The organism is Streptomyces sp. CA-294286 (genome assembly GCF_050947155.1).
Lineage (GTDB): Bacteria > Actinomycetota > Actinomycetes > Streptomycetales > Streptomycetaceae > Streptomyces.
The window spans coordinates 830,123-844,660 of sequence record NZ_CP192004.1; the positions used below are offsets into that span (position 1 = coordinate 830,123).

Below are 14,538 nucleotides of genomic sequence, written 5' to 3' on the forward strand. Positions count from 1 at the left end.
AAGCCGGCAACGGGCGTCCAGGCGATGTCCCTTGGGCGCCCTCGTCGCCAACGCGTGCGCGAACGAGCCCTGTCACCGCCGGTGGAACCTCACATCACGGCAGCGCTGCGGCGTTCGAGGAGGACCACGTCCCGCCAGATGCCGTGGTGGCGGCCGATGCGTTCGCGTGTGCCGATGACACGGAAGCCCGCCCGTCGGTGAACGGCGAGACTGGCGGCGTTCTCCGGGAAGACCCCCGCCTGGAGCGTCCAGATCCCGCCCGCCTCCGTCGAGTCGATCAGCGTGCCGAGCAGGACGGCTGCCACGCCGCGACCGCGTGCCTCCGGGTGGACGTACACCGAGTGCTCGACCACCCCGGCGTACGCGCCCCGCTCGGAGACCCGGCTCACCGCGGCCCATCCCAGGAGCCTGCCCTCCTCGTCGAGGGCGGCGAAGCGGTGCGCGGGCAGCTTGGCGGCGTCGAAGACGTCCCAGGCGGGGGCGGTGGTCTCGAAGGTGGCGTGCCCCTCGTCGATGCCCGCCTGGTGGATCTCCCGTACCTGTGTCGCGTGCACGATCTCCAGCGGCGCGACGGTCACGGCTGCGGCGGGGTGCGGCACGAAGGGCTCCTTCAGCGGATCATCGGGGGGCGGTTGGTCCAGCGTGCGGAGGGCGGAGGGCGGAGGGCGGCGGGTGGAGGGTGGTTGATTTAGCGGGCGGAGGGGGTCAGCAGCCGGCCCATGGCGGCCAGTACGCCCGGCTCGACCCGGTAGTAGACCCACGTCCCTCGCCGCTCCGAGGTGAGCAGGCCCGCGTCCTTGAGCTTCTTGAGGTGGTGGGAGACCGTCGGCTGCGACACCCCCACGTCGGAGATGTCGCACACGCATGCCTCGCCGCCCTCGTGGGAGGCGACGGTGGAGAACAGACGCAGCCGCACCGGATCGCCCAGCGCCTTGAACATCGCCGCCGTACGAACCGCTTCCTCAGCGGTCAACGGACGCTCGTCCAGGGGCGGGCAGCACGGCTGCACGTCCGGCTCCAGCGCGGGCAACGCGCGAGTGTTCGACATGCATCTATGTTGACACACGTCGAATCAAAGGGGCAGGGCCGGTCTGCCCGCCACCGGGAACCGCGGCCCCGACCGACCTTGTCACGTCACCGCTGATGAGATCGCTGTCTATGTTGACGAACATCGAATCAGCTGTGATGCTGACGGCGCAATTCATCGACGAACATCGATACAAGACCTGGGGAGCCCTCGTGAACGCGTCCACCGCCGCCCTGCCCACCGTGGTCATCGGAGCCGGCCCCGTCGGCCTGGCCGCCGCCGCGCACCTCACCGCACGCGGCCTCACCCCCCTCGTGCTGGAAGCGGGAGCGTCGGCGGGCGCCGCGGTGCGGGAGTGGGGTCATGTGCGGCTGTTCTCCACCTGGGCCGAACTCGTCGACCCCGCAGCGGAGAAGCTGCTCGCGCCCACCGGCTGGGTGAAGCCCGACGGCGGTACGTACCCGACCGGCGGCGACTGGGCGGAGCTGTACCTCCAGCCGCTCGCCGACGCCCTCGGCGACACCGTCCGCTACCGCGCGACGGTGACCGGCGTCTCCCGGCTCGGCCGGGACCGCATCGTCGACGCGGGCCGGGACGCCCAGCCCTTCACCGTCCACGTCACCCACGCCGACGGCCGCGAGGAGCGCCTGCTGGCCGCCGCGGTCATCGACGCCTCCGGCGCCTGGTCCACGCCGAGCCCGACCGGTGCCGACGGCCTGCCCGCCCTCGGGGAGCGCGCCGCCGCCGACCGCGTCTCCTACCGCATCCCCGACCTCAACGATCCGGCGGTCACAGCGCGTTACGCCGGAAAGCGCACTGCGGTCATCGGCTCCGGCGCGTCCGCGTTCACCGCCCTCGCCGCACTGGCCCGGCTGGCCGACGCCGAGGGCACGCACTCGGTGTGGGTCCTGCGGCGCGGGATCAGCGGGTCGACCTTCGGCGGCGGCAGCGCCGACCAGCTCCCCGCCCGCGGCGCCCTGGGCCTGGCCGCGAAGGCAGCCGTCGACGACGGCCACGCCACCGCGGTCACCGGCTTCCGCACCACCGCCCTGGAGCGCGACGGCGTGCGGATCGTCCTCGTCGCCGAGGACGGCCGCCGCCTGGAGGCGGTCGACGAAGTCATCGTCCTGACCGGGCTGCGCCCGGACCTCTCCTTCCTGGCCGAACTGCGCCTGGGCCTGGACGAACGCCTCCAGGCACCCACCGCGCTGGCTCCGCTCATCGACCCCAACCAGCACTCCTGCGGCACCGTCTACCCGCACGGCGCCAGCGAGCTCTCCCACCCCGAACAGGGCCTCTACCTGGCGGGCATGAAGTCCTACGGCCGTGCCCCGACCTTCCTCGCGATGACCGGCTACGAGCAGGTCCGCTCGATCGCCGCCGCCCTCGCCGGAGACCAGGAAGCCGCCGACCGCGTCGAGCTGACCCTCCCGGAGACCGGGGTGTGCGGCGGCGCCGGTCTCTTCGAGGACCCGCAGGCGGACGGGGCGCCCCGGGCGGAGGGCGGGGGCGGCTGCTGCGCGGCACCGGCCACCGTGCAGATCGGCGCCAGTGCCCGCGCGTCCTCCACCGGCGGCTGCTGACGCCTACGACCCGACCCGACCCGCCTCGACGCGGACGCCCACGTCCCGCCACGTCGGGGGCGGCGACCGGAACAGGGGGCCGGTCGCGCCCCCGCGCCGCGCGCCCCCGCGCCGCACCGCCCGCCCTGTACGCCTTCCGGAGGGGCCTTCGCACCCGCTCTCCGCCGCTCTCCGCCGGCTCCACGCGAGTTCACGGCGACCCGGCGGGGCAGCGGCCGGGTTCGTCAGTCACGGCGTACACGGCGGTACCCGCGCCGTGGCGCACCTGCGGCTGGGCCATGACCGAACTTCAGGCCGCCCAAGTACGCGCCCAAGTCGCCCTCTCGGCCTTCACCGACTTCGAGATCACCGACCCGGCCGAGCGGCGAGGCGTCGTAGTTCTAGCGGCCCACGTCCTTCGACTGCTGCCCGTCCGTCGCGAAGGGGTTCGGCTCGCCGTCCGCGAGCACGCCCACGAAGGGCTCGCCCTCCCCGGCGAACGTGTAGGCGCCGGCTTCGATCCGCTGGATCAGGCCGCGCGTCCACCGCGCCCCGTCGTCGGCCGAGTGCACCCACAAATTCATGAGCTCGCCGATGTGGCCGAGCTGTTCGGGCCCGTCCTGTGGCGTGTAGTACCCGGTGACCGCGGACCGCCACTGCTCAAGTGCGGCGACCCGTTCCTTGAGGAGTGCGACGGCCTCGTCGCGCGGCAGGTCGACGATCAGACCGATGCCTGCCGAGAGGACGTCGGCCTTCTGGTCGTGCGAGCGCAGGGCCTCGCGCAGCAGCCGGAAGTACTCCTCGGTTCCGTTGTCGGTGATCTCGTACTCGACGCGGGGCGGGCCGCCGACGGTGCTCGGTGCCATCTCGTGGGCGACGAGCAGCCCTTGCTTCGCCATCTGCTTGAGCGCGTGGTAGATCGAGCCCGGCTTGGCGTTGGACCACTCGTGGGCGCCCCAGTACTCCAGGTCGTTGCGTACTTGGTAGCCATGGGCCCGTCCGTGCTGGCGGACGGCGCCCAGAACCAGTAGTCGGATCGCCGACATGAACATCCCCCTCTGGACAATTTTGACCAGACTATCGCTATCCAAGTTTGACTAGTCGCGGATCCCCTTGTAACCTCACCGACTAATCAAGTTTGACCAGCGGCACCTGAGAGCGGGTCAGGCGTCACTAGTCAAATTTTGCTACTGGGTGTAGGAGGGTGTTTTGTCTGACCTCGATCCGGCGATCGTCGTCGAAGGTCTATGTAAGAGGTACAAGGACAAGCAGGCTCTCGACGGCCTCGACCTGACGGTCCGGGCCGGGACCGTCCAGGGAATCCTCGGCCCCAACGGTGCCGGGAAGACCACGGCCGTACGCATCATGTCCACGCTGCTGCGCCCCGACGAGGGGCATGTACGGGTGGCGGGCACTGACGTGCGGACCCGGGCCGACGAGGTGCGCTCGCAGATCGGGCTCCTCGGACAGAACGCCGCCGTCGACGAGGAGCTCAGCGGCCGCCAGAACCTGGAGATGTTCGGACGTCTCCACCACCTCGGTGCCCGACGGGCCGGCACGCGGGCCGACGAACTGCTGGCCCAGTTCGGTCTCACGGACACCGGCAGCAAAGCGGTCAAGCAGTACAGCGGCGGCATGCGGCGGCGCCTGGACCTGGCGGCCTCCCTCATCGCCCGGCCCCAGGTGCTCTTCCTGGACGAGCCCACGACCGGCCTCGACCCCCGGGGCCGCACAGAGGTGTGGAACGCGGTGCGCTCCCTGGTCGACGGCGGAACGACCGTACTGCTGACCACGCAGTACCTGGAGGAGGCGGATCAACTGGCCGACCGCATCGCGGTGATCGACCACGGGAAGGTCATCGCCGAGGGCACGGCGGACGAGCTGAAGTCCAGGACCGGCGGCGACCGCATCGACGTGGTACTGCACGACACGGCGCAGCTGGACCGCGCCGCCTCGCTGCTCCCCGGTGACGTGCACAAGGACGAGGACCGGCGGATGGTCAGCGCCTCCACCCGCGACCGGATGGCCGCACTGACCGAGACCGTACGGGCACTCCAGGCGGCCGGTATCGAGGCGGAGGACATCGCGGTGCGTCGGCCGACCCTCGACGAGGTCTTCCTGCACCTGACGAAGGAGGAAGCGGCATGACCGCGACCCACACGGTTAGCACGGTGGAGGCGAACCCGGCGCGTGGAGCGGGTTCGAAAGCGAGCTGGGCGGCGGCCGACTCCTGGACCATGACCAGGCGCGAGCTGGCGCACTGGGCGCGCCGGCCCGTGCAGGTGGTCGTCGGGCTGGTCTTCCCGGTGATGATGCTGCTGATGTTCGGCTACCTGATCGGTGGCGGCAAGGGCATCGACGGAGACTTCAGGTCCTACCTGGTGCCCGGCATGCTGACCATGACGATGGCCTTCGGTCTCGAAGCGACGATGCTCTCGGTGACCCAGGACCTCGGCAAGGGCGTCATCGACCGGTTCCGCTCCATGCCGATGCACTCCGGCGCGGTCCTGGTCGGCCGGAGCATCGCCGACATGCTGCAGTCGGTGGTCGGTCTGACGGTGATGGTCGGCGTCGGGTACGCGATCGGCTGGCGCTGGAACAACGGTTTCGCCTCCTTCCTGGGAGCTGTGGGCCTGCTCCTGCTGCTGCGGTTCGCGATGCTGTGGATGGGCATCCACCTGGCGATGGTCGCGGGCAGGCCCGAACTGGTGCAGGGCGTGCAGATCCTGGTCTGGCCGGTCGCCTTCCTCTCCAACGCCATCGCCTCGCCCGAGTCCATGCCCCCCTGGCTCGGCGCGGTCGTCGAGTGGAACCCGATGTCGGCCACGGCCACCGCGGTGCGCCACCTGTTCGGCAACCCGGGCGCGGTCGGCGATTCCTGGGCCGCGACCCACGCCGAGTTGCTCGCCCTGGCCTGGCCGGTGGCCCTGGTCGCGGTGTTCTTCCCGCTGGCGGTCAAGAGGTTCCGCGACCTGAGCCGCTGACGAACCGGGCTCGTGGCCGGTTCGGCACACGTCGGCGAGGCCGTCGGCCCGCCGCCCGGCGACAGGCCCCGCAAGTGGCCCCTTCCGTCGAGAAGGGGGCGGAGAACGGGCATTCTCGACCGGTGCCGGTGCCGTCGGCCGCGACCGGTGCATTACCTCGGAGGTAATTGTTGGCCCGTCCCGGGGCCGCCTACCGTGCAGCAGCGGCAGGCGGCCCGACGGACGGGCCGCTTCCGTATCGGGCAGCTTTCTTGACCTACGAGAGGCGGAAGACAATGGCTTCGACGCAGTACGACGGGATGGCCGCGTCCGCGAGGCCGACATCCGACGGTCTCGCCCGACTGGTGCTCAAGCTGGACGCGGTGGTCACCGGCCTCAACGGCGCCGCCTACCTGGCCCTCGCCCCGCTCCTGGACTCCCTCCTCGGCGTCACGACGGCGGTCCAGTACCCGGTCGGGGCGTTCCTGCTCCTGTACGCGCTGGGCGTGCTCGCCATCGGGACGCGCAAGGAGATCAACCGCGCGAGTCTGTCGGCGGTGATAGCGGCGAACCTGCTGTGGCCCGTGCTCAGCCTGGCGGTGCTGATCTCCGGAGCCCTTTCCCCGACCGGCGCCGGCACGGTGTGGATCGTGCTGCAGAGCCTGACGGTCGGCGGTTTCGCCGCGATCCAGTACGTCGGCCTCAAGCGGCTGTGACCTCGTCCCGGCGCGGGCCGGGGGCGCGTCGACGGCGGCCTTGTGGTCGGTGGACTGCCGCCCGTTCCGGGACGGTTCGGCCACGGGCCGGTCGCGGGTGGACAGCGGGGTGCCGTGCACGAGGAGCACGGCATCCCTGGCGAAGCGTTCGCGGGGGATCGGAGGCGGTGAGAGCAAACGTTTCATGCTGGCGGTCGCCGCCGACGTACCGTGGGCCGGTGAACGTGTTCAGGGGCAGCGGGCAGTGTCTGGAATTGTCCAATGGCGGCACCGAGGTGTTCATCGACGTACTGATGCTGTCGGTGTCCGACCTTGCTGACGACGAGTGGGACTACCGATTCGCTGCGCTCCTGGCACTGCAGGATCAGAATGTGATGGGGCGCGGGGCCGTCGGCTTCGACCTTGAGGACATCGCCTGGGGCGCGTCCGCGGCGGAGAGTGCCCGGTCGAAGGACTTCGTGTTGCGTACCGTCGCGCTGGCGCTGAACCGTCACCGGTGGAGCGAGCTGGGGTACGACCCCTCTTCCGCCCGTAACCACCTGCTCCGGTTCGCCTTCATGGTCGAGTCGATCCTGCCATCCGGCGGTACTCGGCTCTGTGCGGGCTTCCCTTCTCCGCAGGAACGGGCGGTGGCCTCGTGCGCACGGCATCGAGTGCTCAGCGCATTGCCGCACTGGGAGGGCTGCTTCCTCTGTCACCGTTGACGTCGATCATCCGGCGCGCGCCGTTCACCCCGCCCTTCCCTCCGGAAGCGGGGCGTTGTCCAGGGCGGTGCCCGCGCCGTACTGGGAGCGGGGGATCACGCTGAAGCCGCCGTCCGTCTCCAGCACCACGGCCTGTACGTCCGCCAAGGCGCCGACCCCCTGCGCACGGACGGCTTGCCGCACCTCGTCGGGCGTCACCCGCCGACGCCTCATCGCGTCCTCCTCCATGCGGCCCCGGTGGAGCAGTACGGTCGGTTCGGCCTTGACGAGGCGGCGGACTCCACCGGAGCGGACCGAGGACCACGTGGTGAGGAGTGGTGAGGAACCGCAACGCCACCGGCATCCCCGGGGCGGCTGCGCCCTCAAGGAGTGCGACCTGCCGGTCGAGCAGGATCGTCGCCAGGGTCGAGCCGAGCGCCACGGTGACGGCGAGGTCGAACGCGTTCATCTTCGTCAGCGCTCGTCTGCCGGAGACGCGGGCCGCGACGATCAGGGGATCAGGTGGGCGAGGCCCGCCATGACCAGGCCCCGGACGATGCGCCCCAGGAGTCGAAGAGCGTGCGTCCGTCCCGTTCCTACTGCATGCCTCGGCCGAGCGGGTAGGGCGGGTAGGTGTAGCCGACGCCCCAGAACGGCATGTAGCCGTAATGGGAGTACACGCCCTCGGTGTAGTCCTGTTCCACCACCAGGTCGGGGTCGTACGCCGGAGCCTCGCTCACCTGCTGCTGGGACCGGTCGATGAAGACCTGGTCCTCGGCGATCCGGGTGACGGCGTCGACGGGGACGAACGTCTTCTTCTGTCCGATCCCCAGGAAGCCGCCGTGCTCGACGAGCAGGAAGCGGACCTTGCGTTCGGTGTCGTCGACCAGCAGGTCGTCGACCTTGCCGAGTTCTTCGCCGTCGGCGGCGATCACCGTCCGGCCCCGGATGTCCTCCTGCTGTGCGGCGACCGTCTGATCCGTATCGCTCAGCTTGATGAGTGTCGGGATGCGTGCGTTGTCCACGGGTCCTCCTCCGGAGGGTCGGGCGTGCGCTCGGCGCGTGACGCGTCGTCCGCCTGTCCCCCGGCGCGTGCCCGAAACTCCGGGCGCTACGCACCCTTCCGCTTGCCGGAAGGGGTGGGCGCCCGTCTCCTGCGTCCTCGTCCAGTGCCGAATCCCCGGGCGCCGGAGCCGAACTCCCGGGCCGCCCGGTTGGGCTGTCTGCCGGGGGAGGATCCCCCGGCTGCCGCGAGCGGGTGATCCGGGGTGAGGGAGCGGCCGGACGGGGAACACGGCTGGGCATGAACAAAGATCCACAGAATCCCGCTCACCGGCGACCGCCCGGCGTCGACGACACCACCGTGGAAGCACTCGGAGCACTGTCGAAGGCCCTGGAGACGACCGAACGGGCCCGCGGCGCACTGTACGAGTTCCACCAGCTGACGGGCACGGCCGACCTGACGCTGGACGATGCGGTGCGGCTGCTCCGGAAGGCGGGCCACGACGCGTACGCGGACCGCGTCGAGCGGGAGGTCCTGGGGCGCAACGTCATCCCCGGCCACTGGACCTTCCAGATCGTCGAGGCGTACAACGACACGTACTACAGGCCCTTCCAGCAACTGGAGGAGGAGGCACGCACCGCGCTCGCCGAGGGCAGGGAGCATGTGTACGAGGCGGAGATGAAGGAGGAACGCCGTACCCGTCATCACCCTCACCACACCGCAGGCCCCGCCACCTGACGGTACGTGCGGCCACTCCCGATCGGGACGCGGGCCCACGTCCCCCTCGGGCACCGTCCTGCGGGCGGGTGCGGCGATCGGGCCGACGGAGTGGACTCGTCGGAGCGAGGCGGTCGCGGAACGGGAAGTGCCGAGCGGTCCGTCCGCTCGGCACCCCTGCGTCCGCGGGTCAGTTACGGAAGCTGTCCTGAGTGAGGTAGGTGCCGGTGGGCGGGGTGACCGTGGAACGGTTCGGGCCGCTCTCCCACAGGACGGGAGCGTTGACCGTCTTGACCAGGTACTTGTACTCCACGCCGATGTTGGCCGGCAGGACGACGGTGGCCGACCAGGTGGGATAGGAGGCCGAGGAGAGCGGTATGGCCTTGTCCGGATTCCACGACCCCAGTTCGGGCCGATTGCCGGTGACGTAGACCTGCTGGCCCCACTTGGTGTGCGCGGTGACGTGGAACGTCGCCACGACAGAGTTCTCGTCGGTCCCTGCGGCAGGTGCGGCCGACGACGTCGGGACCGCGAGCAGGGTGAGGAGCAGGGCGAACAGGGCGGCAAGCCCCAGACGCATCGGGCTCCGGCGACGACTGCGCTTCATGATGGATGTCCTTCCGCATGACGGGGAACGGTCTGCCAGGCCTTGGCGAGCCACAGCCTCGTGACCCCGGATCTCTTGCGCAAGAAGCTGCAATTCCTTTCAGACGAACTTCGGCCGGTCTTGCTGAACTCCTGTTCAACGTGGATTTGTACGGCATGAAAGCCCTGCAAGTCGCTGGTCAGGGGTCGCCTGTCAGGTGGGTCGGAGTAGTCGACTGCCTACTCCTGGTGATGTCGAGGCTCCTTCGTGGGCATGTTCGGTTGCCCTCGGTGACCGACCGGCGGAGATGCTCCGATCGAGAACGTCCGGATCTGTGCGCGACGTACGGGTCCGTCGCGCCCGTCGACCGACCGCCGTCAGCGTTTCGCTGACCTCTTCGCTTCTTTGCGCTCCGCCTTGCTCCCGGCCTTCGCTTCCTTCCGCTCCGCGTTGCTCTCGGCTTTCGCCGCCTTCTCGGCCGTCCTGGCCCCCTTCCGCCAACTGCTTGGCGCGCTCGCAGGAGGGGTGGATGTCGTGCGTCGGGGAAAGGCGGCGGGCGTGTTCGGGCTGCCGGAAGCGGAGGCGACGGCCTTGTCCACGGAGACGGGGACGTCCGCCGGGGGTTTCGGGTTGGCGGGGGAGGGGCGGGTACCGCGCGCGGGTGCGGTGCCCGGAGGGGGACCGGTGGGGGCGCGGTGCGTGGCGGGAGGCGTCGATACGGGGGTACCCGCGGCGTCCTGGTCTCCGTGTCCCGAGGGGCTGTCGGTGAGGGTGAGGGCGGTTGCCAGGACGGCGGTGAGTGCGGCGGCCCCCGCCACGAGGGGGCGTGCGCGTGCGGCCGTGACACGGCGGGAGGCCCGCCCGGCGTCCGCGGGAGGTTTCGGGTGGGTGCGCTCGACCGTCCGCGAGGGCTCGGCGGGGGCGCAGAGGCTCGTGACCCGTACCGGCAGGCCGGTGTCGAGGGCGGTGCCTTCGGGCGCGGAGCCTCCGTTCAGGGCCGCCAGGGCGTGGGCGCACTCGCGGGCATCGGGGCGGTCGTGGCCGTCCAGGGCCGTCATGTTCCGCAGCAGGCGTTGTAGCTGTCCGGGCAGGTGTGGGGGAAGGGCGGGGGTGCGGTGCAGTCGTGCGATGGCTGCTTCGAGCGGGCCGCCGTCGTACTCGGGGCGGCCGGTGAGGCATTCCAGGATGACCAGGCCCAGCGCGTAGACGTCGGCTGCTCGGCCGACGCGTCGGCCGAGGACCTGCTCGGGGGAGAGGTAGGCGGCGGTCCCGATGAGAGTGCCGGTGGCGGTGCGGGAGGTGGTGTCCAGAAGCCGACTGATGCCGAAGTCGGTCAGGTGCGGGCGCCCGGAGGCGTCCAGGAGGATGTTGGAGGGCTTCACGTCCCGGTGGACGATCCCCGCCGCATGGGCGTGCGCGAGGGCATCGGCGAGATCGGCGCCCAGGGCCGCGGTCTCCTCGACCGTGAGGGCGCTCTCCTCGATGCGGCTGCGCAGCGTGCTTCCCTCGATCAGCTCCAGAACCAGAAAGGCGTGTCCCTTGTCCTGGCCGGCGTCGTAGACGCCGACGAGGCCGGGATGGTGCAACTGGGCCAGGAGCACCGCCTCGCGCCGGGACTCCTCCTCGATGTCGACGCCGGAGTCGGGACGGAAGACCTTGACCGCCACCGGTCGCCCCAGCCGCAGGTCCAGACCCCGGTGGACGTCCGCTGCGCCGCCCGCGCCGATCCGTTCGTCCAGGCGGTACCGGCCGCCGAGCACCTCGGTGGAACACCGGGCAGCCACGGCCCGAGCCGAATCACGAAGTCCCATACCCTCTCCCACCATCGATGCGGGGGACGCGTGAACCCCCGACGAGCCGTGACCGGCAAGCCACCGCAAGCGGGTACCCGAAAGGAACCGCGGTAGCCCCGCGCCGCCGGGGCAAGAGAACCGCGCTGCCGAGGGTCGCGTCCCTCACCGGTCCCTCACCGCCCGCGAAAGCCCGCGCGCTCGGGGAAGCGGAGGTTCGACAGCGCTGCCCGTTCACGCCCCCGGCCGGACGAATCCCGACGCCCGGTCCTGCCTGCCGCGACGGTGAGAACCCGCTCCGCTTCAGCAGGAACAGCGCGGGGTGACCGGCGGCGGTGCGGGGCGGTGCCGGAGGCTTTCGACGCTGCGCGCCTTCGCTTCGGGCCAGGTACGTCCGTGGAAGCGGGGCGGTGCCGGACGTCTTCGACGTTGCGCGCCTTCGCTTCGGGTCAGGTATGCCCGTGCAGTCGTACCGTGCTCGCCGTACCGTCCACGTGGCCCTGTTGCCCGTGCCCGGTCTGCGCCGGCCGCGCTCTCCCGGGTCCGCGAAGGGGGGCGGGTCCATGACAGGCTCGGGTCCGCGAAAGGCGGTGGACTGCGGGGCGGACAGCGTGGCATCGTCGGCGCTCGTGAATGCTCACGGTCTCCTCGCGTTGGCGCCGCAGTACACCAGCACCCGCGAACTGCTCGCGCAGGCGGCGCATCGGCGCGGAATGGACGTACAGGTGTGGTCCGCCCGCGACGGGCTGTCCGTTCGCGGGCAGACCGACGTCCACTACTACGGCGGCCCCGTCTTCGCCGCACACCTCGGCAAGGTCCTCGACGCCTGGGACGTGGCGCTGATGGAACCGTCCGACGGTTGGCTGGCCGCCCTCCCGCCCGCCCACACCGGCCGTCGCGTCACCCTGACCACGCTTGCCGAGGCACGACGTCTGACCGGGCCTGTGTTCGCCAAACCGCCGCGCGACAAGAGCTTTCCGGCAGCCGTCCACGCGGACGGAGGCAGCCTCCCCGGCGAGCGCGAACTGCTCTCGGACACACCGGTATTGCTCAGCGACGTGGCCACCTGGGCCGCGGAGTTCCGGCTGTACGTCCTGGAGGGTGCCGTACTCACGGGATCGCAGTACGCCACCTTCGGCCGCCTCGACGTCGCACCGCTGGGCGGCCATCGCCAGGAGGGCCCCGTACGCCGTTTCGCGCACGATCTCCTGGCCGACTGCGGGGACGACCTGCCCAGTGCGGTGGTCGTCGACGTCGGAATGCTGAGCGCGCCCGTGCACGGCAGCGGGGACGGCGAGGGGTGGGCAGTGGTCGAAGCGAACATGGCCTGGTACAGCAACTGTTACGCGGCGGACCCCGACCGGGCCCTGGAAGTCGTTCTGCGCGCGTCCGGCCCGCGCAGCCGCACGTCCGCGCGCGATCTTCCCTTCTGTCGCGCCCGCACCGAAGGGCCGTAGCGTCGCACCGAACGGCCGTAGCGCCGCACCGAACGCGGCACCCTATCCTGCGGCTCACCCCTTCACCGCGCTGTCGGAGCACGACCGTTCCACCGTATGTTCCGTTCCGATGCCCGTGCCTGGTGTTCCGTTCCGATGTCCGTGCCTGGCTCGACGCCTTCCACCTCGCCGTGAGCTGTCGCGCACAGCCGCGGATCCAGCGTCTGGCCGGGACGTCGACGGCTTGGCGTACGCGGCTTGCGAGTTGCCCGGCCGGGGCCGACGGATTCGGCTCGTCAGGTCGTCAGGCGGTTCCGGGGGCAGGGAGACCAGCACGCGAAGGTCATGGCCGCTCTTGCCGCCGGCCGCATCCACAAGGGCCGCCTCCGGGCGGCCGTGCCGCACCCGGTCGGCCGCCGAGCTGGCGCCCAACAGGCTTGCGGATGACCGTAGTTGAGGCGACAGTAACTCCCTCCGCCAGATACGGGCCATCGGTTTCGAGCCGATGACCACCCGCCGTGGCGTGCCCCACGGATCCGGACTGGCACGCACCGCCGGGGCGTTGCGCGAACCCTGCCCAGCTCCTCGGCTTCCGCCGGTTACCCATCCCCGGGTCCCCGGGAACGGCACGACGGGAGCCGTGACGCCTTCCCGGGTTCAGACCCGCGGATCCCCGCTCTCACCGACGTCCCGCATCTGGAACTCCGGTATCGCAGCTGTCACTTGAGTCTCTGAGGCCTGGAAGCGTGACGCGCAATGGGTGCGGCCTCGATGCCGGCGCCTTCGCGCGTTCCGGCCGCCCCCCTTGCTAGTTCAACCATCAACCCCGGCCGATCTCAGTAGTTCAATCATCAACTCCCGTCCAGGAGGGATGCGTCACTGGCGACGGCGAGGCTCCTTGCGCTGCCCTCTATTGGACAAATGGGGCATACGGCATCAAGCTGGAGGTGTGTTCATCGCGCAGTCGTGACCAGGCGCGGATTACGTGACCGGCCACCAGCGCATCCAGGACACAGTGCTCTACAGAAAGGGGATGGCGGATATGCCTTCCACCGATTTTCTGACCGACGAGCTCACCGAGATCCCGGACGTCGAGGAAGCTCTCAACCCGACGGAGGTTGCTGGCTTCTACCGCGACACCCGCGAGTGTGCGGCCCTCGCGCTGCAGAGCGCCTCGGGATCCCTGCTGCTGTCGCCCCCGACGCCGCGGCCGAAGAAGGGTTGACGGGAGCAGTCGTATGGAGCAGTCAAGCACTTCGACGCCCTTGTCGGGCGCGGTGCAGGACCTCGCTTCGGAGCTGGCCTCCGCTCTCCGGAGCGGGGGCCGGTTCCGGTTGGCCGCCGGTGTGTCCGAGGCCGACGGCGCCGAGGCGAACGCAGGCCTGACCCTTGCCGCCGTTCGGGTGGTGGGAGCCGATGCCGTTCTGCCGAGCGTCCTGCGCCGTGCTCCTGCCGAAGCCGACGATCTCGCCCTGTTCGGCAGAGCCGTGCACGTCTACCAACCCGCCGCGGACGCCTCCCCTGTCTCGGTGTGGAGCCACTGGGCGATGAAGCAAACCTTGCGGAGGCTGGACGCGCCCCCCGGCGGCGCGCCCTCCGGCGGCGGGTCCTTCGGCGGCGGGGCCGTCCCCGCTGCGGCGGACTCCGAGGCGGAGCCCCAGGCGGCTTGGCTCGCTGACGTTCCGTGGCAGGTGCTGTCCCACCAACTCGCCCTGCTGGCACCGCTCGCGGTCCCCGACGCGGAGTGCGCCGTGGCCGATGTGGCCCGCGATCGACCCGTCGACCTCGCCCGGGGGTTCGTCCGTGCGGTACGGCGCCGCGACTGGTTGCAGGCGGCCGGAGCCGGACGCTGGCTGGTCCTCCTGGACGGTGTGCCGGCAACGCTCGGCCTGGAGGCCGGGCTGGAATTCGTGGCGCACATGGGCGGCGACGACCCGCGGGTGGCGCTACAGGTCGAGGCGGCGCGTCACCTCCAGGCCGGGGCGCGGCCGTGACGGCGCAGGACATGCGAGCGGATGTGACGGGGGGCGACAGCCGGCCGGCGGGTGACGCGCA

At 70.9% G+C, this 14,538-nt stretch carries 15 protein-coding genes and 1 pseudogene; 9 read left to right on the forward strand and 7 right to left on the reverse strand.

Translation table 11 applies throughout. The features are described 5' to 3' along the window. Positions 1-89 precede the first annotated feature (89 nt). Complete coding sequence (locus tag ACQPZG_RS03635) at positions 90-599, reverse strand: N-acetyltransferase family protein (protein ID WP_433544285.1); 510 nt, start codon at positions 597-599, stop codon at positions 90-92. A gap of 89 nt (positions 600-688) precedes the next feature. Continuing rightward, positions 689-1,048: an ArsR/SmtB family transcription factor gene (locus ACQPZG_RS03640; RefSeq protein WP_433544286.1), complete on the reverse strand. Its 360-nt coding sequence runs from the start codon at positions 1,046-1,048 to the stop codon at positions 689-691. A gap of 137 nt (positions 1,049-1,185) precedes the next feature. Between ACQPZG_RS03640 and ACQPZG_RS03645 the strand changes: the two genes are divergently transcribed. Continuing rightward, positions 1,186-2,610 carry an NAD(P)-binding domain-containing protein gene (locus ACQPZG_RS03645; RefSeq protein WP_433544632.1) on the forward strand — a complete coding sequence of 475 codons (1,425 nt, stop codon included), beginning with the start codon at positions 1,186-1,188 and terminating at the stop codon, positions 2,608-2,610. A gap of 380 nt (positions 2,611-2,990) precedes the next feature. Here ACQPZG_RS03645 and ACQPZG_RS03650 read toward each other — a convergent pair whose 3' ends face one another. Then, complete coding sequence (locus tag ACQPZG_RS03650; RefSeq protein WP_433544287.1) at positions 2,991-3,635, reverse strand: PadR family transcriptional regulator; 645 nt, start codon at positions 3,633-3,635, stop codon at positions 2,991-2,993. Between the two features lie 163 nt (positions 3,636-3,798). On the opposite strand from ACQPZG_RS03650, the gene ACQPZG_RS03655 reads away from it, so the two are divergent. The 4 genes from ACQPZG_RS03655 to ACQPZG_RS03670 all read left to right on the forward strand — a co-directional run bounded on the left by ACQPZG_RS03655 (position 3,799) and on the right by ACQPZG_RS03670 (position 6,972). Beyond that, positions 3,799-4,737, forward strand: coding sequence for an ATP-binding cassette domain-containing protein (locus tag ACQPZG_RS03655; protein ID WP_433544288.1), 939 nt, complete (start codon positions 3,799-3,801; stop codon positions 4,735-4,737). After that, the gene (locus ACQPZG_RS03660; protein ID WP_433544289.1) at positions 4,734-5,573 is read left to right on the forward strand and encodes an ABC transporter permease; all 840 of its coding nucleotides are present in this window, start codon (positions 4,734-4,736) and stop codon (positions 5,571-5,573) included. The genes ACQPZG_RS03655 and ACQPZG_RS03660 overlap by 4 nt, the downstream gene beginning before the upstream one ends. A gap of 275 nt (positions 5,574-5,848) precedes the next feature. Continuing rightward, on the forward strand, positions 5,849-6,268 hold the full coding sequence (locus tag ACQPZG_RS03665) for a hypothetical protein (protein ID WP_433544290.1): 420 nt from the start codon (positions 5,849-5,851) through the stop codon (positions 6,266-6,268). A 218-nt stretch (positions 6,269-6,486) separates the two neighbouring features. Further along, positions 6,487-6,972: a hypothetical protein gene (locus ACQPZG_RS03670; RefSeq protein WP_433544291.1), complete on the forward strand. Its 486-nt coding sequence runs from the start codon at positions 6,487-6,489 to the stop codon at positions 6,970-6,972. A 24-nt stretch (positions 6,973-6,996) separates the two neighbouring features. On the opposite strand, the pseudogene ACQPZG_RS03675 reads toward ACQPZG_RS03670, so the two are convergent. After that, positions 6,997-7,509: pseudogene (locus ACQPZG_RS03675) on the reverse strand (DUF421 domain-containing protein); the annotation flags it as partial. Positions 7,510-7,547: 38 nt separating this feature from the next. Continuing rightward, complete coding sequence (locus ACQPZG_RS03680; RefSeq protein ID WP_433544292.1) at positions 7,548-7,976, reverse strand: PRC-barrel domain-containing protein; 429 nt, start codon at positions 7,974-7,976, stop codon at positions 7,548-7,550. A 278-nt stretch (positions 7,977-8,254) separates the two neighbouring features. On the opposite strand from ACQPZG_RS03680, the gene ACQPZG_RS03685 reads away from it, so the two are divergent. Further along, entirely contained in the window at positions 8,255-8,692 is a 438-nt protein-coding gene (locus ACQPZG_RS03685; protein ID WP_433544293.1) for a hypothetical protein, read from the forward strand. A gap of 169 nt (positions 8,693-8,861) precedes the next feature. Here ACQPZG_RS03685 and ACQPZG_RS03690 read toward each other — a convergent pair whose 3' ends face one another. After that, on the reverse strand, positions 8,862-9,278 hold the full coding sequence (locus tag ACQPZG_RS03690) for a carbohydrate-binding module family 20 domain-containing protein (RefSeq protein WP_433544294.1): 417 nt from the start codon (positions 9,276-9,278) through the stop codon (positions 8,862-8,864). Between the two features lie 356 nt (positions 9,279-9,634). Continuing rightward, positions 9,635-11,041, reverse strand: a complete 1,407-nt coding sequence (locus ACQPZG_RS03695) for a protein kinase domain-containing protein (protein WP_433544295.1) — start codon at positions 11,039-11,041, stop codon at positions 9,635-9,637. Between the two features lie 635 nt (positions 11,042-11,676). On the opposite strand from ACQPZG_RS03695, the gene ACQPZG_RS03700 reads away from it, so the two are divergent. The 3 genes from ACQPZG_RS03700 to ACQPZG_RS03710 all read left to right on the forward strand — a co-directional run bounded on the left by ACQPZG_RS03700 (position 11,677) and on the right by ACQPZG_RS03710 (position 14,477). Then, entirely contained in the window at positions 11,677-12,504 is an 828-nt protein-coding gene (locus ACQPZG_RS03700) for an ATP-grasp domain-containing protein (protein WP_433544296.1), read from the forward strand. A gap of 1,021 nt (positions 12,505-13,525) precedes the next feature. Next, positions 13,526-13,708 (forward strand): hypothetical protein, encoded by a 183-nt coding sequence (locus ACQPZG_RS03705; RefSeq protein ID WP_433544633.1) that lies wholly within the window; start codon positions 13,526-13,528, stop codon positions 13,706-13,708. A gap of 13 nt (positions 13,709-13,721) precedes the next feature. Then, entirely contained in the window at positions 13,722-14,477 is a 756-nt protein-coding gene (locus tag ACQPZG_RS03710; RefSeq protein ID WP_433544297.1) for a hypothetical protein, read from the forward strand. The last annotated feature ends 61 nt before the right edge of the window (positions 14,478-14,538 follow it).